The organism is Pseudomonas sp. LD120 (assembly GCF_009861525.1).
Lineage (GTDB): Bacteria > Pseudomonadota > Gammaproteobacteria > Pseudomonadales > Pseudomonadaceae > Aquipseudomonas.
On sequence record NZ_WVHL01000002.1, the window covers coordinates 138,087 to 159,666 of the forward strand.

Genomic DNA, 21,580 nt, shown 5'->3' on the forward strand with positions numbered 1-21,580 from the left:
CCGCTTACGATGGGGGCTAACGAGCACGCGCGTTCTGGATAAACGCGGCCCTCGCGGACTCATCGCGAGCAAGCCATTGCCTTAACGGATCGGCCTGGCACCCGAGGTGTCAGCGGTGCCCGGCTGTCCACTTGGCTCGCGCCGCGTGCAACTTCTTGTAGCTGTCGATCAAGCGCAGGTGGCGGTCCAGGCCTTGCAGTTGCAGGTTGGTCGGGGTCAGGCCGTAGAAACGCACGCTGCCGTCCACCGAGCCGATCACCGCGTCCATCCGTTCGTTGCCGAACATGCGCCGCAGGTTGGCCTCGTAGTCGCTCAGTTCCAGATCGTCGTCCAGTTCCACTTCCAGCACCGCGTTCAGGGCCTGGTAGAACAGTCCGCGTTCGACGGTGTTGTCGTTGTATTGCAGGAACATCTCCACCAGTTCCTTGGCCGGGTCGAACTGCCCCAGGGCCACGTGGAGCAGCAGCTTGAGTTCCAGGATGGTCAACTGGCCCCAGGCGGTGTTGTCGTCGAACTCGATGCCGATCAGGGTGGTGATGTCGGTGTAGTCGTCCAGCTCGCTTTCTTCCAGACGCTGCAGCAGGTCCTGGAGGCCGTCTTCGTCCAGGCTGTGCAGGTTGAGGATGTCTTCGCGGAAGAACAGCGCCTTGTTGGTGTTGTCCCAGATCAGGTCGTCCACCGGGTAGATTTCCGAGTAGTCCGGCACCAGGATGCGGCAGGCGGTGGCCCCCAAGTGCTGGTACACCGCCATGTAGACTTCCTTGCCCAGGCCTTCGAGGATGCCGAACAGGGTTGCGGCTTCCTCGGCGCTGGCTTTTTCCCTTTCGCTGAAGCCGCCCTGGCTGGTGAAGTCCCACTCGACGAACTCAAAATCCGCCTTGGCGCTGAAGAAGCGCCATGACACCACGCCGCTGGAGTCGATGAAGTGCTCGACGAAGTTGTTCGGCTCCATCAGCGCCTGGCTTTCGAAGGTCGGCTGCGGCAGGTCGTTCAAGCCCTCGAAACTGCGGCCCTGGAGCAGTTCGGTGAGGCTGCGTTCCAGCGCCACCTCGAAGCTCGGGTGGGCGCCGAACGAGGCGAACACCCCACCGGTGCGCGGGTTCATCAGGGTCACGCACATCACCGGGAATTCACCGCCCAGGGACGCGTCCTTGACCAGCACCGGGAAGCCTTGCTCTTCCAGACCCTGGATGCCCGCCAGAATGCTCGGGTACTTGGCCAGCACCTCTTGAGGGACGTCCGGCAGGGCCAGCTCGCCTTCGAGGATCTGGCGCTTGACCGCGCGCTCGAAGATCTCCGACAGGCACTGCACCTGGGCCTCGGCCAGGGTGTTGCCGGCGCTCATGCCGTTGCTCAGGTACAGGTTCTCGATCAGGTTCGAGGGGAAGTACACCACCTCGCCGTCGGACTGGCGCACGTAGGGCAGGCAGCAGATGCCGCGCTCGATGTTGCCCGAGTTGGTGTCGTACAGGTGGGAGCCGCGCAGCTCGCCATCGGGGTTGTAGATGGCCAGGCAGTGCGCGTCGAGGATCTCCTTGGGCAGCTCGTCCTTGCGCCCCGGCTGGAACCAGCGCTCGTCCGGGTAATGCACGAAATCGGCGTTGGCGATCTCCTCGCCCCAGAACTGGTCGTTGTAGAAGAAGTTGCAGTTCAGGCGCTCGATGAACTCGCCCAGGGCCGAGGCCAGGGCGCTTTCCTTGGTCGCGCCCTTGCCGTTGGTGAAGCACATCGGCGACTGCGCATCGCGGATATGCAGCGACCAGACGTTGGGCACGATGTTGCGCCACGAGGCGATTTCGATCTTCATCCCCAGGCCCGCGAGAATGCCGGACATGTTGGCGATGGTCTGCTCCAGGGGCAGGTCCTTGCCGGCAATGTAGGTGCCTGCGCTGGCGCCCGATTGCGGCATCAACAGCGCCTGGGCGTCGGCGTCGAGGTTTTCCACCTCCTCGATGATGAACTCGGGACCGGTCTGTACCACCTTCTTCACCGTACAGCGGTCGATGGAACGCAGGATGCCCTGGCGGTCCTTGTCGCTGATGTCTGCCGGCAGTTCGACCTGGATCTTGAAGATCTGGTTGTAGCGGTTTTCCGGATCGACAATGTTGTTCTGCGACAGGCGGATGTTGTCGGTGGGGATGTTGCGGGTCTGGCAGTACAGCTTGACGAAGTACGCCGCGCACAGCGCCGAAGAGGCCAGGAAATAGTCGAACGGACCCGGCGCCGAGCCATCGCCCTTGTAGCGGATCGGTTGGTCGGCCACCACCGTGAAGTCGTCGAACTTGGCTTCAAGTCGAAGGTTGTCGAGAAAGTTGACCTTGATTTCCATGGGAGCACCGGCATCACAAAGCAAAAAATGGCGGGCATTATCCGGGATTTTGCGTGCCAGTGGGGGGCGTTTTTCGGGGACGGGCCGAACCCCTGGACCAGGTGCCGGTCACGAGTACCGGCACCTGGCCCGGGAAATCGCTCAAGTGCTTAGACCTTGACGATGAAGCGATTGTCGATTTGCGAATAACCAAGGGGCAGCAGATCGGCTTCGTGTTCCTTGATCAGCTCATGCAACGCGTTGGCCGTGGCAGCGACCGGCCGGGTCTGCTGCTTGGCCTGTTGCACCACCTGGCATGCCTGTTTGAACAGGCTTTCGTAAGCCGGCGAGTTCAAGGACAGGCAGCCAGGGAAGCGGACGGCCTGCAGCGCCGCATCGAACTGCTGGATGTCGCCACTGTGTTCCAGGTCGTGCAGCAGCTTTTGCAGAAAGGCACTGCCCAGGTTGGAGCCGCTGAGCCACACCCGATGCCAGACGTTCCACAGGTGAAAGTCGCTGAAGGCTTCATAAGAGCAGGACACCAACTGGTCATTGGTCGCTACCGCGTTCAGGCAATGGCGCTCGACTTCGATGAAGTGTTCGCGTTGCCAGCGGTTGCTGCGGGCGGCTTCAAGCACCTTGGGGGCCAACCTCAGGATGGACTCGAAGGTGGTGATCAGCCCCCTGGAAAACAGCGGGTCGATAAAGCCTGTGGCTTGCGGCAGCAGGCAGAAGCGATCGCCGACATTTTGCACGCTGCGATAGTTGATCCGCGGCGCGTAGATCCACTCCCGGGCATTGACCGCATCCTTGAAGTGTTCGCCGACGGCCGGGTATTTCTTCAGCAGCTTGCGAAACTCGATCTCCGGTGCCTCGGTGGGGCGGTACTTGGCGTTGTTGAACTGAAAGCCGATGCTGCACAAGCGGTTGGTGCTTTGCGCATGGTTATTGAAGGGAATGACCCACAGCCAGCCTTCTTCGAAGATGTGGTGCAAGGTGCTCTTGAACAGTTCGATGGGGGAATGGCTGCGGGACAGAGGCACCAGGGCCTCTTCGTAACTCTTGACATTGAGCATGTGGGTGAAGAATGAGCAGGTGTCGGTCGCCAGCCCTTCGGTGGTTCGCAAGCCCAGTTGGCGGGCCAGCGGCGAGCCCTGGGCGGCGGCGTCAATAATGAACGCGGCCTTCACGGGCTCGGCGTTGGACAGCGTGACCTCGACCCCGTTGTCGTTGAGGCTGATGGACTCGATCTTGATGTTCTGCCGCGATTGGGCGCCATATTGCAGGGCAATCTGCAGGGCAAAATAGTCGATGTCCTGCCTGAAGAGATGGGCTTCGGGGGCCTTCAACGGAGGGGCCACGAGATGTTCCGGGGAAGAGGGGGCGTTCTCCTGGTGCCAGGCAAAGCTGAAGCCCAGCTTAATTCCGCAGGCGCTTGAGCCGACATGCTCGATGATCTTGTCCGGATGAGAAAGGTAGGCAATTTCAGGTATGTCGAAGCGTTGCGAGAGCAGGCGCAATAGCAAGCCGCTTTCTGGTGTCGCGGCTTCGCCGACGGAGAACCGTGGATGCTGCGCCGAGTCGAGTATCAGCACACTCAACCCGGACTTCGCGAGGACGGCGCCCGTCAGGGCGCCGGCGATACCACTTCCGATAATAATGACGTCGTACTGGTTCATGATGCCTGGCTCTTGTCTTGCAAGGTGGTGACCCTGGAAAGTGATGCACGTAATGCGCTGTCGAAATGCAGGGTCGCGATGTTTTGCGATACTTCTTTTTCAAACGGCAAATCCCAGTAGGGCGTACAGCCGATCGAGCGCTTCAACTCATTGATAAACAGACGGGTCTTTGCCGGTACGACGTTGCTGCGCGCTCGGAGTGCGTAAATGGCGCCTTGTCGCGGGTCGGCTTGGCAATACTCATCGAGCACCGACACCAGTTGGCCGCTGGCGATCTGTTCATGCACCAGCCAGGTAGGGGCGTGGATGATGCCGATGCCCTGAAGGGCGCCATCTACCAGCAGTTCGGAGCTGTTGACCGACAGTCGGCTGTTGGGGATGAACTTCTTGAGCTGGCCCTCGACCTTGAATTGCCAGGTCAGGGAGAAATTGTTGCAAGTGGTGTGGAGCAGGCAGGCGTGTTGGTACAGGTCTTCCAGTGTCTGTGGGCAGCCGCGTTGCCTGAGGTAGTCCGGGCTCGCACAAAGGACGCGCCGCATATCCGCAAGTTTTGTTGGAATCAGGTTGCTGTCCGGCAATATGCCAAGTTTGATACATACATCGACATTGTCGACACTTGGATCGAGAGCTTTGTCATTAAGTGAAAAGTCGATCTTCAACCCCGGGTGATGATTCAATATTCGACTCAATAACGGTGCTACATGGCGCCGTCCAAAGGCCGCGGGTGCTGAAACCTTGAGCACTCCAAGGGTTGAGGCGGTGTGTTCTTTTATCTCTGATCTGGCGTCCCCTATGCATCTGGAAATGCTCTTTGCGTGTTCGAGAAAGAGCAAGCCCATTTCGGTGAGTACCAAACATTTTGTCGATCGGTTGAATAAACAGGTTTCCAGCTCTTTTTCCAGGCTATTGATTCTGCGCATCACTGAGGAGGGGGGGATTCCAAATAGTCTTGCGGTTTCAGAGAAGCTGCCCGTTTTAGTAACGGAGATATAAAGGTCTATGTCATTGACAACGCCTAGCGCCTTCATTCCTAAATCCTTTTAGAATTTCAAGTGTCTTATTTTTGTAAAGGCAGATTGCAAATAAATGATGACAGTCTCCTTAGTACGACTAGGCTTTTTGTTTGTCAAGCCGCGTCGAGTCCATGTTTAGTGGTCTCTGGAAGAATTAATTCATAATGTTTCAGGGGCTGGGGTGCTATCCGACGTAGACCGCAACAGCGCCTAACGGCGGGGGAAAGCGGCACTATCTAGATACAAAAATGGTTCTAGTGGCTAATTGCGCAAGGTGGCAAAGCTATGCTTGTCGGCTTCGCTGGGGCTGTCAGACACGCTTCGCTCAAGGTCGTTAAACATTCCCAAGTTGAATTCTTCGCATCTAGAGGACGGCGCGCGGCCTTTGCGGATCGGCAAAAGCGCTTTGCAGAATGGACTGTTCACAAGTGCGTTCTTATTGCGGATGGTAAGTGGGCTTTTTCCAACCCACGATTGTCCACATCAGGAGCATACGTCTATGGACGGAGCGGAAGTAAAAGAGAAGATTCGTCGCTACATCATGGAAGATTTGATCGGGCCAAGTGCAAAGGAAGAGGAGCTGGATGATCAGACTCCATTGCTTGAGTGGGGCATTCTCAACTCGATGAATATCGTCAAGCTGATGGTTTATATCAGGGACGAAATGGGTGTCTCGATTCCAAGCACGCATATTACCGGCAAGTATTTCAAAGACCTGAACGCAATATCCAGGACTGTCGAGCAACTAAAGGCCGAGTGCGCCTAACAGGGAGTGGGCAATGAGCGATCATGATTATGATGTGGTGATTATCGGCGGCGGGCCAGCGGGTTCGACCATGGCTTCCTACTTGGCAAAAGCGGGTGTCAAGTGCGCGGTGTTCGAGAAGGAGTTGTTCGAGCGCGAGCATGTTGGCGAATCGCTGGTACCGGCCACTACTCCGGTGTTGCTGGACATCGGGGTGATGGAAAAGATCGAAAAAGCCAACTTCCCGAAGAAGTTCGGCGCGGCCTGGACCTCGGCCGATTCTGGCCCTGAAGACAAGATGGGTTTCCAGGGGCTGGACCACGATTTCCGCTCGGCGGAAATCCTCTTCAACGAGCGCAAGCAGGAAGGGGTGGATCGAGACTTCACCTTCCACGTCGACCGCGGCAAGTTCGACCGCATTCTTCTGGAACACGCCGGTTCCCTGGGGGCCAAGGTCTTCCAGGGCGTCGAGGTCGCCGACGTCGAGTTTCTCAGCCCGGGCAACGTCATCGTCAATGCCAAGCTGGGCAAGCGTAGCGTCGAGATCAAGGCGAAGATGGTGGTCGATGCCAGCGGCCGAAACGTGTTGTTGGGCCGTCGCTTGGGACTGCGGGAAAAAGACCCGGTTTTCAACCAGTTCGCGATCCACGCCTGGTTTGACAATTTCGACCGCAAGTCCGCTACGCAGAGCCCGGAAAAGGTCGACTACATCTTCATTCACTTCCTGCCGATGACCAACACCTGGGTCTGGCAGATCCCGATCACCGACACCATCACCAGTGTCGGCGTGGTGACCCAGAAGCAGAACTACACCAACTCCGATCTCTCTTATGAGGAGTTCTTCTGGGAAGCGGTCAAGACCCGGGAAAACCTGCATGACGCGCTGAAAGCCTCGGAGCAGGTCCGCCCGTTCAAGAAGGAAGCGGACTACAGCTATGGCATGAAAGAAGTGTGTGGCGACAGCTTTGTACTGATCGGCGATGCCGCTCGGTTCGTCGACCCGATCTTCTCCAGCGGCGTCAGCGTTGCGCTGAACAGTGCGCGCATTGCCAGTGGCGACATCATCGAGGCGGTGAAGAGCAACGACTTCCGCAAGTCCAGCTTCACCCATTACGAAGGCATGATCCGCAATGGCATCAAGAACTGGTACGAGTTCATCACGCTGTACTACCGCCTGAACATCCTGTTCACCGCGTTCGTTCAAGACCCACGCTATCGCCTGGACATCCTGCAGTTGCTTCAGGGGGACGTCTACAGCGGCAAGCGCCTGGAGGTGCTGGACAAGATGCGCGAGATCATCGCCGCGGTTGAAAGTGATCCGGAACACCTTTGGCACAAGTACTTGGGTGACATGCAAGTGCCTACCGCCAAACCCGCGTTCTAACCAATAGACACCCAGTCGAAGGAGATGACTGAATGGATGCCCGTGCGCCCATGGATTTTGAACCCATTGCAATCATCGGGAGTGGATGCCGCTTTGCCAAAGGTGCATCGACCCCCGAGGCATTCTGGGAGCTCCTTCGTGCTGGGACCGATTTTGTCGGACCGGTTCCCGCAGAGCGCTGGAACACAGAGGCGATCTACAATGAAAGCGCCGCTGAAACCGGTACGACCTACTGCAAGGTCGGTGCGTTCCTGGAACACGTCGACCGGTTCGATGCGCATTACTTCGGCATCTCGGCCTCCGAAGCCAAGGAAATGGATCCGCAGCAGCGCCTGCTGCTAGAAGTCGCCTGTGAAAGCGTGGCCCGTGCCGGCCTGACCCGCGAACAGCTCAAGGGCAGCAGGACGGCGGTCTATGTCGGCATGTTGGGCATGGACTACCTGGCGCTGCATGCCCGTGAGGCGGGCATCGAACAGATCAACCCTTACTACGCCGCCGGCAAGGAGTTCAGCTTTGCCGCCGGGCGCATCGCCTATCACCTGGGCGTCCACGGGCCGGCAATGACCGTGACCACCGCGTGTTCGTCGTCCCTGGTCGCTATGCACCTGGCCTGCCGCGCCTTGCAGGCCGGCGAGGCTGACATGGCCCTGGCCGGTGGGGTCAACCTGATGCTGGCGCCGGACCTGACCATCTACATGAGCCAGATCCGGGCGATCTCGCCCAGCGGGCGCTGCCGGGTATTCGATGCGGCGGCCGATGGCATTGTCCGGGGCGAAGGGTGCGCGGTCACCGTGCTCAAGCGCCTGGCCGATGCCTTGCGCGATGGCGACCCAATCCAGGCCGTGATCCGAGGGTCGGCCATCAACCAGGACGGCGCCAGCGCCGGCCAGACCGTGCCCAACGCCAATGCCCAGACCGCGGTAATCCGCGAGGCCCTGAGTGTGGCCGGGCTGAGCGTGGAAGACATCGACTATATCGAGGCCCATGGCACCGGAACGCCATTGGGCGATCCGATCGAGCTGTCCTCGCTGGACCGCGCGTTCCAGGGGCGCTCGCGGCCGCTGCTGGTGGGGTCGGTCAAGGCCAACATGGGCCATCTGGATGCGGCTGCCGGAATGGCCAGCGTGATCAAGACCATGATGGTCCTCAAGCACGCCGAGGTGCCTGGGCAACTGCACCTCACGCGGCTCAACGAACTGGTGGACTGGAAGCGCTCCAGGCTGTGGGTGCCCACAGCGCTCGAACCCTTGCCGCAACGGCCGCGGCTGGCCGGCATCAGCGGCTTCGGGCTCAGCGGCACCAATGTCCATATGATTCTTGAAGATGCCAGTGCCTATTGGCAGACGCCACCGCAGGCGGCGCCCTTGACCGCCGGCCGGCCGTGGATCCTGCCGGTGTCGGCCCAGTCCGCGCAGGCAGTGGTGGACCAGGCCAGAGCCTACGCGGCAGCTCTGCCGCAGCAGGACGCTGGGCAATTGCAGGCCTTTGTCGCCAGCGCCATGCACCGCCGCGAGCACTTTCCCTATCGCTCGGCAGTGGTGGGCGCTGACGCTGCGCAGTTGCAGACGCACCTGGAGCAGTTGCCGGCCCCGAGCGCGGCGTGCATCACCGATGCCGAGGAGCGGCGCGCTCCGGTGCTGGTGTTTACCGGGCAGGGCGCCCAGTGGGTGGGCATGGGCCGCGAGCTGCTCGACCGCGAGCCGGGCTTCCTGGCAATGATCCGCCGTTGTGACCAGGCGCTGGCCCCGTGGGCCAGTTGGTCCGTGGAGGCCGAGCTGCGCAGCGACGCCAGTGCCTCGCGTTTGCACCTGACCGAATTTGCCCAGCCCTGCATCTTTGCCATCCAGGTGGCGATCAGCGAATGCCTGCGCCAGTGGGGCGTGATACCGGCGGCAGTGGTCGGCCACTCCATGGGGGAGGTGGCCGCGGCCTATTGTGCCGGGGCACTGGACCTGGAGTCGGCGGTGCGGGTGATCCATCAACGGGCCCAGGCCATGCAGGACACGTTGGGGCAGGGGCGGATGCTGGTGGTCGGCTTACCCGCAGCAACGCTTGAGGCGCGCCTGGCAAGCAACCAGCAACTGGAGCTGTCGGTGGTCAACAGCCGAACCAGCTGTGTGGTCTCCGGCAGCCCGCAGGCCGTGCAGGCGCTGGACCAGCAACTGCGCGACGAGGGCATCTTTACCTACCTGATGCCAGCCGAATATGCCTTCCACTCCTACCAGATGGACCCTTGCCTGGCGCAGATCCACGCTGGCCTGCAAGAGTTGCCGCTGGCTGCGGCGCACACGCCTTGGGTTTCCACCTGTGCCATGCCAGACGAACCGATCGTGGCCGATGCCCACTATTGGGCGATGAATGCCCGCGGCAGGGTGCGCTTCGATCGGGCCATCGAACACCTGATAGAACAAGGGCACCGACTGTTCGTCGAGATCGGCCCGCATACGGTACTGGCGGCGTCGATCAATCAGGCCTTGGCCGACAAGGGGCTCAAGGGGCTGGTGTGCGGCGCCTTGAACAAGCAGGGCGATGCCGCCCTGGAGTTGGCCAATGTCGTTGCCCGCCTGTACGAATGGGGCGTGGTGCCGGACTGGCAAGCCTATCAACCCAGGGAGGCGGCGCTGGAGTTGCCGGCCTATCCCTGGCAGCACGAGCGGTTCTGGTTCACGCCGGCACAACGGGCGCCACGGGCCGAACCCTGGTCGCAGCTGCGGGCGCGGGTGCAGCTGTATGACGCCCAGGGCACTCTCTGCGCCCAGGTCAGCGATGTTGTGCTGGGGGCTCCGGAGCCGCAGCAGGTGGCGTTGCCAGTAACCGCCGCTGTGCCGGTGGCGGTGCCGCCGGTGGTGGATGTGCGGGCGAAGATCGGCGATCTGCTGCGGCAGATCGTCGGCGCAGCCTGTGTCGACCCGGATCCGGATCGCGGCTTCTTCGAATTGGGGCTGAGCTCGATATCCCTGGTCGAGTTCAAACGTATGCTGGAACGCCAGTTTGCCCTCAAGCTGTCGGCGACCGTGGGGTTTGACTATCCCACCATCAATCGCCTTGGCCAGTACCTGGAGGGGCTGCTGTACAGCGAACCGGTCGACGCGCCATCAACCGTCGACGTCGCAACCGCCGCTGACGGTAACGTCGCGGTGGTTGCCATGGCCTGTCGCTTTCCCCAAGCCGACAGCCCGGAGGCCCTCTGGGCGCTGCTGTTCGAACAGACGGCGACCGTGGTGCCGGTGCCTGAGTCGCGCCTGGCCGGTGCCAGGCCGCACGACAGCTTCCCGCGCTTCGCCAGCCTGATTCAGCGTCCCGAAGGCTTCGACGAAGCGTTCTTCCGTATTTCCCCCAAGGAGGCGCGGAGCATGGACCCCCAGCAACGACTGTTGCTGATGGTGGCCTGGGAGGCCCTGGAGCGGGCGGGCATACGCCTGGAGAGCCTGCTGGAGCAACGGGTCGGCGTATTTGTTGGCGCCAACGCCCATGACTATGACGCACGGGTTCTGGGCTGCGCCGAAGGCGTGGATGCCCATTACGGCACCGGCAGCTCGTTTTCGGCGATCTGCGGACGTCTTTCGCACTTTCTGGGCGTGCGCGGGCCCAGCCTGACAGTGGACACCGCATGCTCTTCATCGCTCACAGCCATTCATCTGGCCTGCAACAGCTTGCGGGCGGCGGAGTGCGACATCGCGATTGTCGGCGGGGTGAATGTCATCGCCTCGGCGTCGATCTTCCAGTCCATGGGGCAGGCCGGGGCATTGGCTGCGGACGGTATCAGCAAGGCGTTCGATGACAGTGCCAACGGTTATGGCCGGGGCGAGGGCTGTGGCGTGGTGATTCTCAAGCGTCAGGCCCAGGCCGAGCAGGACCGTGATCCGATTGTGGCGACGATCCTCGGCTCGGCGGTCAACCACGATGGCGCCTGTGCCGGGCTGACCGTGCCCAATGGCCCGGCGCAAGAGGCGCTGATCAGGGAGGCATTGGCCAACGCGGGGGTGCAGGCGGCGCAAGTCAGCTATGTCGAAGCCCATGGCACCGGCACCGTGCTGGGGGACCCCATTGAACTCAATGCCTTGCATAACGCTTACCGTCAGGATTGCCCCGATAGCCCGGCGCTTACGGTTGCCTCGGTCAAGGCCAATATCGGGCACCTGGAGGCGGCTGCGGGCATCGCTGCGCTGATCAAGGCCTGCCTGGTCGTTGGGCAGGGGCGGATTCCCCCGCAAGCCCACTTGCACACCGCCAATACCCGTGTCGAGTGGGCCGCCATGAACCTGCAACTGGCGCGCCAGGCCATGGACTGGCCGGGTCGGCCTGAGTCGCGGATTGCCGGGATCAGTGCCTTTGGTTTCACCGGGACCAACGTGCATGTGCTGCTTCAGGGCAGCAGCGCACCCTCGCCGGCTCCCCTGGCGGACGCCCGAGGCCCCGTGGCCTTGTGCTTGTCGGCGGCCACGCCGGCGGCATTGGCGGAACTGGCCAGGTGCTATGTGGCCTTCCTGGAGACCACCGAACATGGCCCGCAAACCATCTGTTACAACGCGCTGGTGCGGCGCACAGCGTTCAAGGAACGCCTGGTGGTCCATGGACAGGATTGCCCAGAACTGAGCCAGGCGTTGCAAGCCTGGCTGGCCGCAAGCCCGCTTGAGCAGCGCCGGCTGCCCGAGGTCGGCGACCCCTGGTCAGCCATGGCCGAGGCGTTTATCCGCGGTGACAGGCAGCCGGGGCCCGAGCGTTTGCCGGACGGCTATCCGGCCATCGGGTTGCCCACCTATCCGTGGCAGCTCAACGATTACTGGATCGATGCCAGCTTGACGCCGCAGGCGGCGCAGCCGGGCCGGACAACGCCGGGCCATGCTTGCCTGCAGTGGCTGGCGCGGCCCGCCGGGCACCTCTGGTACTGGACCGGGGCACTCGCGCCCGAGGCCGGGCATTACGAGCCGTTGGCTGATCAGGGGCACCGGGTTAAACCCCACCTGCTGCTCGACGCGGTTCTGCAGGCCGCGCAGCAAACCCCCCGGGGCCTGCAGCAGATCCGCGATCTGCGGATTGCCCAGTTGCGCCTGAGTGGCGAGCAGCCGCTTGCTACGCACTTGACCATCAGCTTCACCCAGGTTCCCGGCGCCCGCTTCGAGTTGGCCTTGCAGGCTGTCGGCGACGAGAACCGCCAGGTCTGCATGAGCGGCACGCTGGTTGACTGTGAAGCGCAGCCGGAGGAGGACACGCTGGGCGTCTTACCGATGTTCGATGACGCCTTGCCGCCAACCCCGTGCGTTGGCCTGTGCCCCTGGTCCGAGTGTGCGCTCACGGGCCGGCAGAGGGCCCTGTATCGCTTTGCGCCGTCCCTGACCGCGGCCGAGCGCCAGGCGGAGCTGCTGGCCCGTGTCGTCGATCTGTTCGAAGGCGCCCACGCTGCGGCGTTACTGGGCTTCGCTCGAGTCCAGGTGCTGACCGAGCTGCCGGCGCAGGTGTGGATCCTGCTGGGCGGCAGTGACCACGAGCAGCCGCACCGCCTGCAGGTCCTGGATGCACAGGGCTGCCAGGTCGCGCTGTTCGACGCTCCGCAGTTTGCCCGCGCGGGCTCGTGGTACCTGCCAGAGCCCGAGCGGGCATCGGCCGGACTGCCGATGATTCACCGGCAGTGGCAGGACTACCCCTTGCCGGACGAGGACGCCAAGCCGTGTCAAGGTTACTGGCTGGTGCTGGCCTGGCGGGCCGATGAGGTCCGCAGGTTGAGCGCGGCGTTCGAGGCGCAGCAGTGCCCGGTGCAGATCATCGAGTTGCACGTCGGGCCACAGCCCTTGGCCCGGAGGCTGACAGCCGCCTTGCGCCGTGCCGTTGCCGAGCCATCTTGTCTGGGGCTGATCGTGGCCGGTGTCGAGGCGCAAGCAGGGCGCGATGCAGACGGCATCGCCGACCCCCTGGCGGCGTCCTCGGAACTGGTACAGGCATTCGCTGCCGCGGTTGCCAGCCTCGGCGCGCCGGGCAAGCCGGTGTGGTTCGCCCTGCAGGCGGATGACGCCACATTGCCGGCCGCCGCCCAGGCGGCCTGGCAAGGCGCCGCGCAGATCTTTGCCCTGGAGCATCCGGCCTGGTGGGGCGGGCTGGTGACGCTGCGGGGCCGCGACAGAAGAAGCTATGCCAGCCTGTGCAGGCTGTTGCACGGGCAACCCCGGCATGATCATTTCGCTATCAGCGGCGCCCGGGTCGAGGTGCAATACCTGATCGAGGACAACATGCAGCACCTGCAGCTCCTGGAGCCGCCTGAGTTGAACGGCATGGTCGTGGTGCACGCCGTCCCCGGGGCGGACCTGGCGCCTGTGCTGACCGCGCTGGAGCTGCGTGGGGTGCAACGCGTGCTGCTGCTTTGCCAGGCACCGGGGCAACTGCACCTGCCCGAGCCGTTGTCGCTGTCGATCGTCCACCTCGCGAAGGTTGACCGGGAAACCTTGAGCGATACGTTCGCCGGACTGCGAGCACAAGGCCGCATTGCCGGGTTTATCCACGTAGCGCTGGACTGGCGGACGCTTGCTCTCAAGGAGCCCGGGTTCGTTGCGCGAATGCAGGAGATGGCCCAGCCGCTAGAGGTCCTGCAGCAGGTTCATCAGTTGCTCGATGACCCCGAGGCGTTCTTCCTGATCCTGGGCAGTGTGTCCTCGCTGCTGGGTGGGGCCGGCTTTGCCGGTTCGGCGATTGCCGACGGGTATGCCGCGTGGGTGCATGCCCAGCGCCAGCGCCAGGGCTTGAACTGCCAACTGCTGTATCTCACCCAGAGCGAGCAGGAGCTGTTGCATGACGCCACGACCCGCACGGCACTGCAAAGCAGCGGTCTGCAGCCTTTGCAGCGCTCACAAGTGGTGCAAGCCATCGTCCGCACGCTGGGCGGTGCGGGCCAGTGCGGTCTGCTCAATGTCGATTGGCATCAGCTCAAGGGGTTGTACCTGAGTGTCTTGCCCTGGCCGTTGCTCGACCGCGTCGGCGTCGCAGACAGTCGCCAGGATCAGCGCCTGGACGAACTGTCCGGCCTGTCGCCGGTGCAGCAACGGCGGGCCATGCAGGCACTGGTCTGCGAGACGGTGGCGCAAGTGTTCGGCTTCACCGATGGCCTGGATCTGGATCTCAGGAAGGGTTTCTTCGACATGGGCATGTCCTCGGTCATGTCGCTGGACTTGCGTTCACGGCTTGGCCGGGCGCTGAGCATCGACCTGCCGTCGACCTTCGGCTTCGAGTACACCTCCATCGAGCAGGTGACCGACTACCTCATGGGGCAGGTGCTGGAGCCTGACACCCATGACCCGCTTGCCGCGTCCGAACCGGTCACGCGGCAAGAGGACCTGCGTGAGCTGTCACAGGCCCAATTGATTGGCGCGCTCGAGGACGAGTTGCGCGATATCGCCCACTACTAGCCCCGGGGCTGAATCACCCCTGCCAGAGAACCACTGATCGAGGCCTTTATGGATAACGACGTCCGCGATGTAAGCAAGGAACAGCTGCAAGAGAGTCTTGCTCAGGCGATCACCACCATCCGCGCACTCAAGGAGAAGGTCGCCGGCACGCGCTCGGCGCCAGTCGAACCGATTGCCGTGGTCGGCCTGGGTTGTCGGCTGCCGGGCAGTGCCGACACGCCCAAGCGCTTATGGAACCTTTTGAAAAACGCCACCGATGCCGTGGGTGACATGCCCGGCGATCGTCTGTATGGCACCGATTATTACCATCCAGACCCACAAGTGCCGGGCAAGGCCTATGTCATGCGAGGCGGCTTCATCGAGGGGGTGGACCAGTTCGACCCGGGCTTCTTCGGCATTTCGCCCAACGAAGCCTGCGGGATGGACCCGCAGCAGCGGCTGGCCCTGGAAGTGGCCTGGGAAGCCCTGGAGAACGCCGCCATTGCGCCTGACAGCCTGCATGGCAAGAAGCTCGGCGTGTTCATGGGGGTCAGCACCAACGATTACGTGCGCCTGCGTCAGCAGGTGGGTGCTGTCGAGGACGTCAATGCCTACCAGTTCTATGGCGAAACCAGTTTCGTGGCCGGGCGCATTGCCTACACCCTGGGTTCCAGAGGGCCGGCGGTGGTCCTCGACACGTCCTGCTCCTCGTCCCTGGTGGCCCTGCACCAAGCCTGCCACAGCCTGCGCAACCGCGAGAGCGAGGTGGCGCTGGCCGGTGGGGTCAATCTGATCCTGTCGCCCTACGGTTTCATCCTGGTGAGCAAGCTGCGGGCCGTGGCCCCCGACGGACGTTGCAAGACCTTCGACGCTGCGGCCGATGGCTATGGCCGCGCCGAAGGCTGCGTGATTCTTGCTCTCAAGCGCTTGAGCGATGCGGTGCGTGACCAGGACCCGATCATGGCCATCATCGAGGGCAGCGCCGTCAACAATGACGGCGCCAGCAGCGGCATTACCGTGCCCAACATTCACGCCCAGGAAGAGGTGATCAACCTGGCGCTCGGCCAGGCCGGGCTTCAGGGGCGCGAGGTCGACTACGTGGAAGCTCACGGCACCGGTACGCCGCTGGGCGACCCGATCGAACTGCGCGCCCTGCATGCGGCACTGGGCAAGCAGCGACCTGTGGATTCGCCACTGCTGGTGGGGTCGATCAAGGCCAACATGGGGCATCTGGAACCGGTGGCCGGGGTCACTGGCCTGGCTAAGATCCTATTGTGCCTGCAACAAGAGACGCTGGTGCCTCAGGTGCACTTCAACACGCCCAACCCGCGGGTCGAATGGGATCGCCTGGCCCTCAAGGTGGTCACCCAGGCAACGGCCTGGCCACGTCAGGGCAAGGCGCGGCATGCCGGAGTCAGCTCGTTTGGCGTCACTGGCACCAATGCCCACGTCGTGGTGGGCGACCCGCCGCTGCGCGAGCGCGCCACGGGCCGTGACAACCCCTGGCAACTGATCACCCTCTCGGCCAAGGGCGAGACGCCGCGCCGCCAGATTGCCGGGCGCTATGAGCGTTTCATCGCCGACAACAGCCAGTTGCTGCTCAAGGACCTGTGCTACACGGCGAACGCCGGGCGGGCCCACTTTGGCCATCGCTTTGCTGCCGTGACCGATAGCCGCGAGGGGCTGCGCGAGCAACTGGCGGCCTATGCGTCACGCAAGGTGGTGGGGCATGTCTTCGAAGGGCACTGCCCGGGGGCGGCTGCGCCGCTGGCGATGCTGTTTCCGGGGCAGGGTTGCCAGTACCGGGCGATGGCCCAGGCGCTGTATGACAGCGAGCCCTTTTTCAAGACCCGGATCGATGAATGCCGCGCCTTGTTGGCGCCGCTGATGGACGTGGACCTGCTGACCCTGGTGCTGGACGCCGGACCTGCCAGCGACCGCTACCTGGAGCAGACCCGCTATGCCCAGCCGGCAATCTTCGCGGTGGAATACGCTTTGGCTCGCCTCTGGATGCACTGGGGCGTCGCCCCGGACGCGCTGTTCGGTCACAGCTTCGGCGAAATCAGTGCAATGTGCGTGGCCGGAGCCGTGTCCCTGGCTGACGCGTTGCGCATGGTGGAGGCGCGCGGGCGCCTGGCCCAGCAACTGATGACGGCCGGCGGCGCCATGTACGCCCTGGGCATGGGCGAGACGCAATTGCGCGACGTGCTCAAGGACAGGCCGGGCACCGCGATCGAGTTGGCAGCGGTCAACAGCCCGCAGGACGTGGTGATCGCAGGCCCGCAGGCCGAGGTCCAGGCGCTGGCCGAGGAGTTGCTCGCCAGCGGCTGCAAGGTCAGGAAACTTGCGGTGTCACATGCCTTCCACACCGCAGCCACCGAACCGATGCTCGAAGCATTCCGCCAGACGGTGGCCGGGATCACCTTCAGCGAGCCGCGCTTGCCGGTCATCAGCAGCGTTTCCGGGCGGGTGCATTCGCTCTCCAGCCTGAGCTCGCCGGACTACTGGTGCATGCACACCCGGCAGACCGTGAGGTTTAGCGATGGGGTGGTCGCCCTGGCCGACGAACTGGGGGTGAAGACCTTCCTCGAGGTTGCCTCCGATGCGGTGCTGACGCCGCTGATCGGGCGCCACGACTGCGCGCAAGACAGCATGGCCATTGCCTGTATGCGCCGGGCCGGCGATCCACCGAGGGACCTGCGCCTGGCTGCCGCGCAGCTGTATGTCAGTGGCCACAACCTCGACTGGGCGCACATCCACCAGCATGACGGCGCCTTGCGCCAGACCTTGCCCGGCTACGCCTTTCAGCGCCAGCGCTACTGGTTCGACAGCGCGACCGGTTCGCCCACCCAACGCACCGCTGCGGGAGCGCTCGGCCGCTTATTGGGGCATCCGGTCAACGCGCCGACGCCGGCATTCGCAGCGACCCTGGACGTTGAAATGTTGGCGGCCATGGGGGGCGAAGTACTTGACGACCTCGCCGTGCTGCGGCCGGCCAGGCTGCTGGCCGTTATGAGTGACGAGCTGGCCGGGCAACTGCAACTGGACGCCTACGTGGTGAGCCTCAACAGCCTGACCCAGGCCCTGGCCTTTCATCCGGCGGACTCCTTGTCTCTGTTCACCGAGCTCAAGCCCCTGCCGGAATCGGGCTGGGAGGTCAACTGCTCGGCCCTGAGCGCGGCGGAAAAGCTCGCGGGTGGCGATTGGCGGCCGGTGCTGTGCCTGACCCTACACGGAATATCGGGGCCCGCCGCTGGTAGTGTGCCGGACCCGGGCCATGCCGCCGCTCAGGATAATGGCTTTGTCTACCACATGCAGTTGCCCGCGCCAGAGGCTCCCGATGCTCCGCGCCACGGCCAGGTTCTTGATTACCTGGGGCAGGCGGTGCCGGGGGATACCCCGGGTTCGATAGCCGGGATCCGCCGCTGGGTCGTCAGCCCATCCGCGTCGACCCGGGCACAAAGCCTGGTGATCATCACCAGTCAGGCGCATCCGCAGCAATTCGACTGCGCCTTGTACGACGCTGAGGGGCTGTGCGTGGGCAGCCTGGAAGGGCTGACCTTGGTGGCCACCCCGGGTGACGATGAGTTGCGTGCCAGGGTGTACCAACCAGACGTGCTCTACAGCCTTGACTGGCTGGAACGCCCACGCCAGCCGGCCGAGGCGCCACCGCAGGAGCGGGCGTTCACCCTGGTCAGCCGCTCGCCGGACACCGTCCGGCCCCTGGTCGAGCAACTGCAGCGTCTCGGGCATCGCACTCGGGTCATGAGCCCGCAGGCGTTGCTGGAGGCAGCCCGGGCCGCACGCGGCCAGGACCTGAGCCCGCCGGCCAGCGATGACGCTCAGGCCTTGGCCGCCGAGCTCGTCGTGCTTGACGGCAAGGACATCGAGGATGCCGGCGCCACCACCCTGGAGAGCTTGTCGAGCCTGCAGGCGACGTTCTTTCATCCGTTGCTGGATATGCTCAAGGCGGTCATCGAGCTGGGCCCGCGCGGCGGCCGGTTGTGGCTGGTGAGCCAAGGCGCAAACGCCATTGGCCTGGATCACCACCAGCCCCTGCAAGTGGCGACCGGGCCGTTGTGGGGCTTGGGCAAGACGCTGGCCCTGGAGCACCCTGAGCACTGGCGCGGGCTGATTGATCTGGCGCCCGATGATCCGCACTGGGCAAAGGCCCTGGCCGCAGAGGTCAGCGACCCCGATGGCGAGGACAAGATCTGCCTGCGCGCAGGCAAGCGTTATGTCCAGCGTTTGAACCACTTCAGCGCCGCGCAGTTGCCAGCGCAGGCCTATGTGCCTTGCGCCCTGGGCAGCTACCTGATTACCGGCGGCATGGGGGGGATCGGCCTGGCCATGGCCCAGTGGCTTCTGGACAAAGGCGCCGGCAGCGTGGTCATCACCGGTCGGCGTCCTCTCGAACACGTCGCGGCAGGCCTGGAGCGGTTTGGCGCCGCCGCATCGCGGGTGCGTTACGTTCAGGCCGATATCAGCTGCCGTCAGGACATGCAACGGGTGTTCGCCGACCTGGCGGCGTCGACGTCCAGCCTGAAGGGGATTTTCCATGCCGCGGGGATCTCCATTCCGCAGGACCTCAAGGACGTCGACAGTGCCAGTTTCGATCAGGTGATGCGGCCCAAGGTCGAGGGCAGCTGGTTGTTGCACGAGCTTTCCCTGGGGCTGGACCTGGACTTCTTCGCCATGTGTTCGAGTATCGCCAGTGTCTGGGGGTCGCAGCATGTGGCCAGCTACGCCGGCGCCAATCAGTTCCTCGACAGCCTGGCCTGGCATCGTCGAGCCATGGGCTTGAGCGCCCTGGTGATCGACTGGGGCCTGTGGGCCGGGGGCAGCCACCTGTTCGACGAGCAGGTGTTGAATTTCCTTACCAGCGTTGGATTGAAGCAGATCGCCCCGGCGCAGAACGTCGGCCTGCTGTCGCGGATTCTGGCCAGTGATCTGCCCCAACTGGTGGTGTCCGGGGTCGACTGGAATCGCTTCAAGCCGCTGCTTGAGTCCCGCGGCCCGCAGCCGCTGTTGCAGTACATCCGCACCCAGGCTCCGGCCACCAGGGCGGGTGACAGCAGCAACGCCGAGATCCTGCAGCAACTGGCGAGCGCCGATGAAGCCGCGGCTCTGGCCCTGCTGGATGACTACGTCTGGGAGCAGTACGCACAGTTGCTCGGGGTCAAGACCGAGCAGGTCCGGGCCAAGCTCGAGGACGGCGGCAGCTTGATGGACTACGGCCTGGACTCGTTGCTGGTGATGGACATGGTCGCCCGTTGTCGCCGCGATCTGAAACTGGAGATCAAGGCTCGTGAATTCCTTGAGTGTCCGGGCCTGATGTGGCCGGACTTCCTGGCCCGCTCGATAAAGGAACAGGGCTGCCTGACCGAGGCCTGACGGCACCGGGCACTGCAACCCTGACCAATGATCTGTGATTGAGGTGGTTATGAACGATGTGCAGTTTGGCCAGGCGCCAGACCATTACGATATTCTCCTGGCCGGCAACAGCATCAGCGTGATGATGCTCGCTGCCTGCCTGGCCAGAAACCAGGTCCGGGTGGGGGTGTTGCGCAACCGGCAGATGCCGCCCGACCTCACCGGTGAAGCGACGATTCCCTATACCTCGATGATTTTCGAGCTGATTGCCGACCGCTATGGTGTGCCGGAAATCAAGAACATCGCCCGCACCCGCGATATCCAGCAGCAGGTGATGCCGTCTTCCGGGGTCAAGAAGAACCTCGGGTTTATCTATCATCAGCGTGACCAGGCGGTGCAGATGGGGCAGGCGCTGCAGTTCAACGTGCCTTCCGAGCATGGCGAAAACCATCTGTTCAGGCCCGATATCGATGCCTATCTGCTGGCGGCGGCGGTCGGCTATGGCGCACAACTGGTGGAGGTCGGCGACCACCCCGAGGTGCAGCTGGAGGGGACCGGGGCCAGGGTGCTCTCGGCCCAGGGGCGCTGGGTGACTGCCGACTTCATGGTCGATGGCAGCCGTGGCGGTGAACAGTTGGCGCGCCCGGCGGGGCTCGACAGCCAGCCCTCGACGCTAAAGACCCGGACCGTGGAATTCTCCACCCATATGCTCGGGGTGGTGCCCTTCGATGAGTGCGTGCCGGGAGACTTTCCCGGCCAGTGGCATGGCGGCACCCTGCATCACGTGTTCGACGGTGGCTGGATCGGAGTGATTCCGTTCAATAACCATCAGCACTCGCGCAATCCTCTGGTCAGCGTGCTCATATCGCTGCGCGAGGACCTGTGCCCGAGCACCGACGGTGACCAGGTCCTGGCCACCCTGATCGAGCGGTACCCCAGCTTGTCCCAGCACCTGTCCGGCGCCAGGCGAGTCCGTGAGTGGGCGGTTCGCCAGCCGGTCCGGCAGGTCTATGGCACCGACCTTGAACGGCGTTGCTTGATGTTTGATGACGGCGTGGTGAGCAATGACCTGTTGTTTTCGCGCAAGCTTTCCAATGCTGCGGAACTGGTGCTGGCCCTGGCCCACCGACTGATCAAGGCCGCACACAGCGGCGACTACCGCAGCCCGGCCTTGAATGACTTTGTCATGACCCAGGACAGCATCATCACCTTGAGTGATCGGATCGCCGCGGGTGCCTATGTAGCGTTTCGCGATCCAGAGCTGTGGAATGCCTATGCCCGGGTCTGGTTGCTGCAGTCGATTGCCGCCACCATCACCGCGCGCAAGATCAACGATGCCTTTGCCAAGGCCCTGGACCCGCGAGTGTTCGATGACATCGACCAGCTCGCAGAGGACGGTTTCTGGATGCCTCTGTACCAGGGTTACAAGGATATTCTCAACACGACGCTGGGCCTTTGTGATGACGTCGAAAACGCCAGGGTCTCTGCCGCGCAAGCTGCGAGCCGCATCTTTGCGGAACTTGCCAACGCCAGTTTTGTTCCGCCTATTTTTGATTTTGCTAATCCTCACGCTCGTGTCTATCAACTGACCACCTTGAGAAAACTCAAGGCGCTCTGGTGGGGGGTGATGCAAGTGCCGTCAGAGGTCGGGCGGTTGATTTTCTATCGATCCTTCAGAAAACCTTCCCTGCGCAAGGAGAGTTGA

Annotated in this window: 8 protein-coding genes; 5 read left to right on the forward strand and 3 right to left on the reverse strand. The window is 63.2% G+C overall.

Features of this window, described 5'->3' with window-relative positions; all coding sequences use genetic code 11:
- Window positions 1-109: 109 nt before the first annotated feature.
- From PLD_RS03720 to PLD_RS03730, 3 genes are all read right to left on the reverse strand, one after another.
- Window positions 110-2,329, reverse strand: coding sequence for an OsmC domain/YcaO domain-containing protein (locus PLD_RS03720; protein ID WP_159889943.1), 2,220 nt, complete (start codon window positions 2,327-2,329; stop codon window positions 110-112).
- A gap of 149 nt (window positions 2,330-2,478) precedes the next feature.
- Window positions 2,479-3,987, reverse strand: coding sequence for an NAD(P)/FAD-dependent oxidoreductase (locus PLD_RS03725; RefSeq protein ID WP_159889945.1), 1,509 nt, complete (start codon window positions 3,985-3,987; stop codon window positions 2,479-2,481).
- Window positions 3,984-5,015: a LysR family transcriptional regulator gene (locus tag PLD_RS03730; RefSeq protein ID WP_159889947.1), complete on the reverse strand. Its 1,032-nt coding sequence runs from the start codon at window positions 5,013-5,015 to the stop codon at window positions 3,984-3,986. The genes PLD_RS03725 and PLD_RS03730 overlap by 4 nt, the downstream gene beginning before the upstream one ends.
- Before the next feature lie 484 nt (window positions 5,016-5,499).
- On the opposite strand from PLD_RS03730, the gene PLD_RS03735 reads away from it, so the two are divergent.
- Genes PLD_RS03735 through PLD_RS03755 form a run of 5 tightly spaced genes read left to right on the forward strand, consistent with a single transcriptional unit; the run spans window position 5,500 to window position 21,580 of the window.
- Entirely contained in the window at window positions 5,500-5,766 is a 267-nt protein-coding gene (locus PLD_RS03735) for a phosphopantetheine-binding protein (RefSeq protein ID WP_159889949.1), read from the forward strand.
- A gap of 13 nt (window positions 5,767-5,779) precedes the next feature.
- Complete coding sequence (locus tag PLD_RS03740; RefSeq protein WP_159889951.1) at window positions 5,780-7,129, forward strand: NAD(P)/FAD-dependent oxidoreductase; 1,350 nt, start codon at window positions 5,780-5,782, stop codon at window positions 7,127-7,129.
- Between the two features lie 32 nt (window positions 7,130-7,161).
- Entirely contained in the window at window positions 7,162-14,523 is a 7,362-nt protein-coding gene (locus tag PLD_RS03745) for a type I polyketide synthase (protein ID WP_159889953.1), read from the forward strand.
- A gap of 48 nt (window positions 14,524-14,571) precedes the next feature.
- A complete protein-coding gene (locus PLD_RS03750) occupies window positions 14,572-19,896 on the forward strand; it encodes a type I polyketide synthase (RefSeq protein WP_159889955.1) in 5,325 nt (1,774 codons plus the stop codon).
- Window positions 19,897-19,945: 49 nt separating this feature from the next.
- Window positions 19,946-21,580: an NAD(P)/FAD-dependent oxidoreductase gene (locus PLD_RS03755; RefSeq protein WP_159889957.1), complete on the forward strand. Its 1,635-nt coding sequence runs from the start codon at window positions 19,946-19,948 to the stop codon at window positions 21,578-21,580.

Coding starts and splice junctions, on each gene's coding strand:
- PLD_RS03735 (WP_159889949.1), top strand. CDS start 5,500: ATGGACGGAGCGGAAGTAAAAGAGAAGATTCGTCGCTACATCATGGAA.
- PLD_RS03730 (WP_159889947.1), bottom strand. CDS start 5,015: ATGAAGGCGCTAGGCGTTGTCAATGACATAGACCTTTATATCTCCGTT.
- PLD_RS03750 (WP_159889955.1), top strand. CDS start 14,572: ATGGATAACGACGTCCGCGATGTAAGCAAGGAACAGCTGCAAGAGAGT.
- PLD_RS03740 (WP_159889951.1), top strand. CDS start 5,780: ATGAGCGATCATGATTATGATGTGGTGATTATCGGCGGCGGGCCAGCG.
- PLD_RS03755 (WP_159889957.1), top strand. CDS start 19,946: ATGAACGATGTGCAGTTTGGCCAGGCGCCAGACCATTACGATATTCTC.
- PLD_RS03745 (WP_159889953.1), top strand. CDS start 7,162: ATGGATGCCCGTGCGCCCATGGATTTTGAACCCATTGCAATCATCGGG.
- PLD_RS03725 (WP_159889945.1), bottom strand. CDS start 3,987: ATGAACCAGTACGACGTCATTATTATCGGAAGTGGTATCGCCGGCGCC.
- PLD_RS03720 (WP_159889943.1), bottom strand. CDS start 2,329: ATGGAAATCAAGGTCAACTTTCTCGACAACCTTCGACTTGAAGCCAAG.